Source organism: Luteibacter sp., assembly GCF_051958795.1.
In the GTDB taxonomy this organism is placed as follows: domain Bacteria; phylum Pseudomonadota; class Gammaproteobacteria; order Xanthomonadales; family Rhodanobacteraceae; genus Luteibacter.
In genome coordinates this window covers 1-5,869 of record NZ_JBQCFT010000347.1, presented here as the reverse complement: position 1 = coordinate 5,869, position 5,869 = coordinate 1, and the positions used below count along the sequence as shown (strand labels likewise).

At 64.7% G+C, this 5,869-nt stretch carries 4 protein-coding genes; all 4 read left to right on the top strand.

Annotated elements, in window-relative coordinates; translation table 11 throughout:
• The first annotated feature begins 159 nt into the window (after nt 1-159).
• The 4 genes from ACTHLF_RS18350 to ACTHLF_RS18335 all read left to right on the top strand — a co-directional run bounded on the left by ACTHLF_RS18350 (nt 160) and on the right by ACTHLF_RS18335 (nt 5,755).
• The gene (locus tag ACTHLF_RS18350; protein ID WP_440329226.1) at nt 160-570 is read left to right on the top strand and encodes a cupin domain-containing protein; all 411 of its coding nucleotides are present in this window, start codon (nt 160-162) and stop codon (nt 568-570) included.
• A gap of 190 nt (nt 571-760) precedes the next feature.
• On the top strand, nt 761-1,099 hold the full coding sequence (locus tag ACTHLF_RS18345) for a P-II family nitrogen regulator (RefSeq protein WP_036110894.1): 339 nt from the start codon (nt 761-763) through the stop codon (nt 1,097-1,099).
• Nucleotides 1,089-2,414: an ammonium transporter gene (locus tag ACTHLF_RS18340; protein ID WP_440329224.1), complete on the top strand. Its 1,326-nt coding sequence runs from the start codon at nt 1,089-1,091 to the stop codon at nt 2,412-2,414. The genes ACTHLF_RS18345 and ACTHLF_RS18340 overlap by 11 nt, the downstream gene beginning before the upstream one ends.
• 323 nt (nt 2,415-2,737) lie before the next feature.
• Nucleotides 2,738-5,755, top strand: coding sequence for a TonB-dependent receptor (locus ACTHLF_RS18335; protein WP_440329222.1), 3,018 nt, complete (start codon nt 2,738-2,740; stop codon nt 5,753-5,755).
• The last annotated feature ends 114 nt before the right edge of the window (nt 5,756-5,869 follow it).

The following is a 5,869-nucleotide window of genomic DNA, read 5'->3' as shown; positions in this document are numbered from 1 at the left end:
GGGCGGTGGGGGGTGGGGGGGTGGCGGGGGCCGTTGTCGCCCCCCCCCGCCGCTCCCACAAGGCGATGCGGTCTTGGTATAGCGATCTACGAGGATTTTGGTGCTTTCCGGTGCACTTCACTGCGGCGCATGCTGGCTTCTCCCATCAGGAGCCCTCCCATGAAACGCCCCCACCTCGCCTTGCTCGCCCTCCTCTTCCCCTTCGCCGGCATGGCCGCCGCCCCTGCCGCACCCAGCGAACAGGTGAGTGTGAACTTCTCGCACGATCTCCCGAATGTGCCCGGAAAGAAGCTCACCGCCGTCGAGGTCACCTACCCACCGGGCGCCGCCTCAGCCCCTCACCACCACGCGGGCTCGGCATTTATTTATGCGTACGTGGTGTCTGGCACGATCGTCAGCGAAGTGAACGGCGGTGGTGAGCGCACCTACAAGGCTGGCGAGAGCTTCTATGAGACGCCCGGGTCGCACCACCAGGTCAGCCGGAACGGCAGCGCGACCGAGCCGGCCAGGCTGCTCGCCGTCTTTGTCGCGGATAGCGGCGACAGCCAGCTGACGACTCCCGACAAGTAAGCGAGCGCGCACGCGGATGGTCGCGGCACCAGTGTGGACGCGCGTTAGTTCCATCATGGTGCAAGCAGGATGATCGTCGGAACTGTGAGCAGGCAGTAACACGTTGTACGCCAGGGGCTGGGGCCTGGTCGCCGCGCTGGCATGCATCGTGCCTTAGCTACCCCATCCAACCACATGGGGAGCCCGGCCGATGAAATGGATCAACGCGATCATCAAGCCGTTCACGCTGGACGATGTGCGGGAAGCCCTCGCGGAAGTAGGCGTACAGGGCATGACGGTGACCGAGGTGAAGGGGTTCGGGCGCCAGCATGGACACACCGAGCTGTATCGCGGCGCGGAATACGTGGTGGATTTCCTCCCGAAGCTGAAGATCGAGATCGCCGTCACCGACGAGCAACTGGAGCGGGCGGTCGAAGCGATCAGCACGGCGGCGCGCACCGGCAAGATCGGCGACGGCAAGATCTTCGTCATCGATCTCGAGCAGGCCATCCGGATCCGCACGCAGGAGGTGGACGGCGATGCGCTCTAAGTCCTTCCGCCTGATGACCGCCATGGCGGCTGCCGCGCCGCTCGCCGCATTCGCCCAGGGCACCGCGCCGGCAAAGCTCGACAGCGGCGATACCGCGTGGATGCTCACCGCGACCATGCTGGTGCTGCTGATGACCATCCCTGGCCTCGCCCTGTTCTACGGCGGCATGGTGCGCGCGAAGAACCTGCTGTCGGTACTGATGCAGTGCTTCGCCATCACTGCGCTGGTCACCGTGCTCTGGGTTGTCTATGGCTACTCGGTCGCGTTCGACACCACCGGGATGGCGGCCGGCAGTACCGGGCTGCACTCCTTCGTCGGTGGCCTTGGCCATGCCATGCTCGCCGGCCTCCAGCCCGGTAGCCTTTACAATACGGTGCCTGAAGCCGTCTTCGTGATGTTCCAGATGACCTTCGCGATCATCACGCCTGCACTGATCGTCGGTGCGATCGCGGAGCGCATGAAGTTCTCCGCACTGCTGGTATTCACCGGGTTGTGGTTCACCTTCGTCTACCTTCCGGTCGCCCATATGGTCTGGGGCGGCCCGGGCTCGTTCCTGGGCGATCTCGGCGTGCTCGATTTCGCCGGCGGCACCGTGGTGCATATCAACGCGGGCATCGCAGGCCTCGTCGGCTGCATCGTGATCGGCAAGCGTCGCGGCTACCCGAACACGCCCATGCCGCCACATAACCTTGGCTACACGCTTATCGGCGCCAGCATGCTCTGGCTGGGCTGGTTCGGCTTCAACGCGGGCTCGGCCGTCGCGGCGAACGGCAGCGCGGGCATGGCCATGCTGGTGACGCAGATCGCCACCGCGGCGGCGGCGATCGGCTGGACGGCCGTCGAATGGCTCACCCATCGCCGCCCGAGCGTCTTGGGCATCGCCTCCGGCGCGGTGGCCGGCCTGGTCGCGATCACGCCGGCTGCCGGCACCTGCGGCCCCGGCGGTGCGCTGGTGCTCGGACTCGCCGCGGGCGTCGTGTGCTTCTTCTGCGCGACGCGCCTCAAGCGCAGGCTTGGCTACGACGACTCGCTGGATGTGTTCGGCGTACACGCCGTGGCCGGTATCCTGGGCGCGTTGCTCACGGGCCCGCTCGCCGCCCCTGCCCTCGGCGGCTTCGGCACCGTCACCGACCTCGGCCTGCAGCTCTGGATCCAGTTCAAGGGCGTCGCATTCACCGTCGCATACAGCGCGGTGCTCAGCTGGGTGATCTTCAAGGGCATCGCATTGACGATGGGCCTGCGCGTCGACGAGGAACAGGAACAGATCGGCCTCGACATCGCCTTGCATGAGGAGAAGGGTTACAACCTTTCCTAAGAATCGGCTCATAACGAACGCTTGATAGGGCCCGGCATTGCCGGGCCTTTTTCGTTGCGCTCACGCGACCGCAAGTGTGCCGTTAACTCCATGATTTGAGCGACATTGCTGCAGGTGCCGCAGTGTCATCAAACGTACACGGAGGTTTGACACGACAGTTCGTGCGACCTAGAACCGGGGCTCGCCGCGCGTTTCGACAGCTTCCCGCCGGGGTAGGGCGATAGCTGGAGAACAGGCGAACCGCGCGAGCCTTCCCCACAGGTTCGCTCAATCCGTCACCAACCAAGAGGCCCTTGAGTACAGGGGCCCGGCAGGGGCTTTGCATGTCGAAAAATCACTCCACTCGCCTGTTCACGCGCCCCACCGCGCTGGCACTGGCATTGGGCCTCGCGGCCACCGGTAGCGCTTACGCACAGTCAAACGCCTCTGGCGTCATCTTCGGCCGCGTCTCGGCCGACCAGGGCAACATCGTTCACCTGCAGAATGTGGACACCGGCCTGGTGCGCGATATCGCGGTGGATGCGGAAGGGCGTTATCGCGCGTCGTCGTTGCCCGTGGGCCGTTACAACGTCTCCGTGATGCGCGACGGTGCGACCGTCGGCACGCGCGAGAACATCTCCGTGCAGGTGGGTAGCGGTACCGATGTGTCGTTCGTGGGCGCCACGGCATCGGCCTCCGATGCCGCCACGCTGGAAGGCATCCAGGTCACCGGCACCGCCCTCCCCTCCATCGATGTCTCCTCCGTGGATTCGCGCACCGTGCTGACTGCGGAGCAGCTGCAGAAGCTGCCGATCGCGCGTGATGTCACGTCGGCCGCATTGCTTGCGCCCGGCGCCGTGGGCGGCGATGAGCGCTACGGCAACGTGGCGTCGTTCGGTGGCGCTTCGGCGGCGGAGAACCAGTATTACGTGAACGGCTATTCCGTCACGAATGCCCTGACCGGCCTTGGCCTCATCAGCCTGCCCTACGATGCGATCGACCAGCAGCAGATCTTCACCGGGGGCTACGGCGCCGAATATGGCCGCTCGACGGGCGGCGTCGTCAACATGATCACCAAGCGTGGCGGTAACACGTGGAAAGCCGGCGGCCAGGTCATCTACACCCCCGAGGCCCTGCGCGATTCGCCACGCGATATCTACCTGCGCAACGGCCAGCTGTACCAGGACCGCAGCAAGAACAAGAGCTGGCAGACCGAGTACTCCGCGTACATCAGCGGCCCGCTGATCAAGGACAAGCTGTTCCTGTACGCCACGGGTGACTTCATCCGCACGGAAGGCTTCACCCGCGGATCGACCGCGGCGGCCACCGACGCGAACTACACGACGAAGACCAACCGCTACCTCGCGAAGATCGACTGGAACATCAGCGATAACCACCTGCTCGAGCTCACCGGCTTCAGCGACAAGACCACCGACCAGCGCGACATCTACGGCTACAGCTACGCCACGGGCAACCGCGGCGCGTACCGTGGCTCGCTGTACACGAAGAACTACGGCACGGCCGGCGCCACGCCGGGCGGCGATGTCTACATCGGCAAGTACACCGGCTACCTCACCGATAACCTCACGGTGAACGCGCTGTACGGCAACAGCACGACGAAGCACCAGCAGGTCACCAACTCGGTCGGGGGCGAGTGCCCGCTCATCACCGGCAACTTCAACGAGGGTGGCCGTACGGTGTTCCCGCCGAACTGCTACCTGCAGGGGCAGATGCTCGCGCCCGGTGCGGAAGACAAGACGCACGGCTGGCGCCTGGACGTGGAATACCGCCTTGGCGACCACGACCTGCGCGCGGGCCTGGACAACCAGACCCTGGAGTCGTTCGCAGGCAACTTCTACGAAGGCCCGGATTCCGGCCGTGCGAAGGGCGGCGCCTACTACTGGACCTACGGCACCGCACCGGCCAGTGGCGAAGTGGAGGGCTATCCCGATGTCCAGCTGCCGCCGGGCGGCCGCTACGTCCAGCGCGTCTATTTCTATGCCGCATCCAACGTCAAGACCGTCCAGGAAGCGCAGTTCATCGAAGACCACTGGCAGGTTAACGACCGCTGGATGGCGTACCTCGGTCTGCGCAACGAGCAGTTCAAGAACGTCAATGGCGCTGGCGATGTCTACGTCAAGCAGCGCCACCAGCTCGCTCCGCGCCTTGGCCTCACCTGGGATGTGTTCGGCGACTCCTCGCTGAAGGTGTACGGCAATGCCGGCCGCTACCACCTTGCGATCCCCTCCAACGTCGCCGTGCGCGCCGCCTCGGGCTCGTACTTCCTGCGCCAGTTCGGCACCTTCGACAGCATCGATCCGGTCACCGGCATTCCCGTCGGCTTCGTGCCCAACGGCCGCGAATACGCCTCGAACGGCCACGACGGTACGAATCCTGATCCGCGCACCATCGCGGCTAAGGGCATGGATGCGTACTACCAGGACGAATACATCCTGGGCTTCGACAAGCAGCTGGGCAGCGACTGGGCCGTTGGCGCCAAGGCCACCCTGCGCAAGCTGAAGAGCTCCATCGATGACTTCTGCGATTCGCGCCCGTTCGAGAACTGGGGCGAACGCAACGGCGTCGACATGAGCAACGCCAACATCTCCGGCTGCTATCTGTTCAATCCCGGCAAGAGCAACACGTTCCAGGTAGACATGGATGGCCAGGGCAACTTCCGCGACGTGACCCTGAACAAGGGCGACTTCACGAACAACGGCGTAGGCTTCCCGGATCTGAAGCGCAAGTACTACTCGCTGAACCTGTACGCGGAAAAGCAGTTCAACGAGAAGTGGTACGCGAAGTTCGACTACCTGTTCTCGCGTAGCTACGGCAACTCGGAAGGCATGCTGAAGTCCGACATCGGCCAGCGCGATCCTTCCGTCACCCAGGACTGGGACGCACCGGAAATCATGGTCGGCTCCAACGGCCCGCTGCCGAACGACCGCACCCATCAGTTCAAGGCCTACGGCTTCTACCAGATGACGCCCGAGTGGCTGTTCAGCGCCAACGTGGCCATTGCCTCGGGCCGTCCGGTGAACTGCATCGGCGTGGCGCCGGGCGATCCGATCCAGTACGGCGCGTCGTACTTCTACTGCGACGGAAAGGTGTCCCCGCGCGGATCGCGTGGCCGCCTCCCCTGGACCCAGCAGCTGAATATCGGCACCGAATGGCGCCCGGCGTTCGCCAACCACAAGCTTGGTTTCAACGTCGATGTGTTCAACGTGTTCAGCCAGCAGCGCCAGACCAGCGTCATCGAGGTCGGCGAAAACAGCGCCGGCGTGCCGGTAGCGACCTATAAGCGTGCCAATTCGTACAGCCAGCCGCGCTACTTCCGTTTCGCGGTGCGCTACGACCTGTAATCGCAAACGTGGCGCGCGGCCCTCCCACCCCGCGGCCCATCTCCCCGTCGTGCGGGTCCGTTGTAGAACCCGTGTGCAAGCCGGGTTTTTGTTTGGTGGGGGGTACGGCCGGAC